Here is a 1,434-nt window from a genome sequence, read left to right on the forward strand (position 1 = left end):
CCGGCGGCGGGGTCCTCGTCGTCGTCACCCAGGGAGCTCGCGGCACGCGCCAGATAGTCGTCGACCACCTCGCCGTTCTCGGGGCCCAGCGCGTCGCTCATCACCCCGGGGCTGCGCGGGAGCTCGGTGCGCAGCGCGGTGAGCACGGCGACCAACGCCAGGACGATCACCACCCCGACGCCCGCGATCCTGAGGACCCGCAGGGCGGCCGATCGGGGGGTCGTCCGACCGGTGCCCCGGGGCCTGCTCACGCCGCGCGGAGGGCGTCCAGCGCGTGCTGGAGGTCATCGGGGTACGAGCTCGCGAAGTCCACGCGCTCACCGGTGCCCGGGTGGTCGAACCCGAGCCCCACCGCGTGGAGCCACTGCCGCTCCAGCCCGAGCCGCCTCGCCAGCACCGGATCGGCGCCGTAGGTCAGGTCCCCCGCGCACGGGTGGTGCAGGGCGGAGAAGTGCACCCGGATCTGGTGGGTGCGCCCGGTCTCGAGCTTCACCTCGACCAGCGTCGCGGCCTGGTGCGCCTCGAGCGTGTCGTAGTGGGTGATCGAGTGCTTGCCGTCGGAGGTGACCGCGAACCGCCAGTCGTTGGAGGTGTGGCGGCCGATGGGGGCGTCGATGGTCCCGGACAGCGGATCGGGGTGTCCCTGGACCAGCGCGTGGTAGGTCTTGTCGACCGTGCGGTCGCGGAACGCCCGCTTGAGGAGCGTGTACGCGCGCTCGGAGGCCGCGACCACCATCAGGCCGGAGGTGCCCACGTCGAGGCGGTGGACGATCCCCTTGCGCTCCGGCGGCCCCGAGGTGGAGATGCGGTACCCGGCGGCCGCCAGCCCCCCGATCACGGTGGGGCCGGTCCAGCCCACGGAGGGGTGGGCGGCCACGCCGACGGGTTTGTCGACGACGACGAGGTCGGCGTCGGAGTAGATGACCGCCATCCCCTCCACCGGCTCGGCGACCACCGCCGGTTCGGCCCGCGGGTCGGGCATCTCGACCTCGATCCACGACATCCCGGTGAGCTTGTCGGACTTGCCCACGGCCCGGCCGTCGATCAGCACCTTGCCCTCGCCGGCGAGGTCGGCGACCGCGGTCCGGGAGATCCCGAGCAGGCGGGAGACGCCCGCATCCACCCGCATCCCGTCGAGACCGTCCGGGACGGGGAAGGTGCGCAGCTCACCCATGCGTTCCGCCCACGGTGTCGCCGCCGGCCCCGCCGTCACGACGCTCCGTCGCGGCGGCGTCCTCCGCCACCAACCCACGCGAGCCGTCGAACTCCACGCCCCTGAACACGGCGACGGCCACCACGATCACGCCGACGACCAGACTCGAATCGGCCACGTTGAACACCGGCCACCACCCCACCGACACGAAGTCCACCACGTGTCCGCGCAGCACCCCGGGCGAGCGGAGGTACCGGTCGACGAGATTCCCGGCGGCACCA

Annotated in this window: 2 protein-coding genes and 1 pseudogene; all 3 read right to left on the reverse strand. The window is 73.2% G+C overall.

Going from position 1 to position 1,434, the window contains the following annotated elements; translation table 11 throughout:
- Positions 1–251 (reverse strand): annotated as a pseudogene (locus tag G6031_RS17440) (hypothetical protein); the annotation flags it as partial.
- Positions 248–1,174 carry an RluA family pseudouridine synthase gene (locus G6031_RS17445; protein ID WP_179526215.1) on the reverse strand — a complete coding sequence of 309 codons (927 nt, stop codon included), beginning with the start codon at positions 1,172–1,174 and terminating at the stop codon, positions 248–250. The pseudogene G6031_RS17440 and the gene G6031_RS17445, both read right to left, overlap by 4 nt.
- A partial coding sequence (locus tag G6031_RS17450; RefSeq protein ID WP_182653952.1) for a signal peptidase II occupies positions 1,167–1,434 on the reverse strand: 268 nt, incomplete at its 5' end. The genes G6031_RS17450 and G6031_RS17445, both read right to left, overlap by 8 nt.

It is taken from the genome of Dietzia sp. CQ4 (assembly GCF_014145125.1).
Lineage (GTDB): Bacteria > Actinomycetota > Actinomycetes > Mycobacteriales > Mycobacteriaceae > Dietzia > Dietzia natronolimnaea.

Excerpts from the sequence above, each read along its gene's own strand:
- G6031_RS17445 (WP_179526215.1), bottom strand. The coding sequence starts at position 1,174 with ATGGGTGAGCTGCGCACCTTCCCCGTCCCGGACGGTCTCGACGGGATG.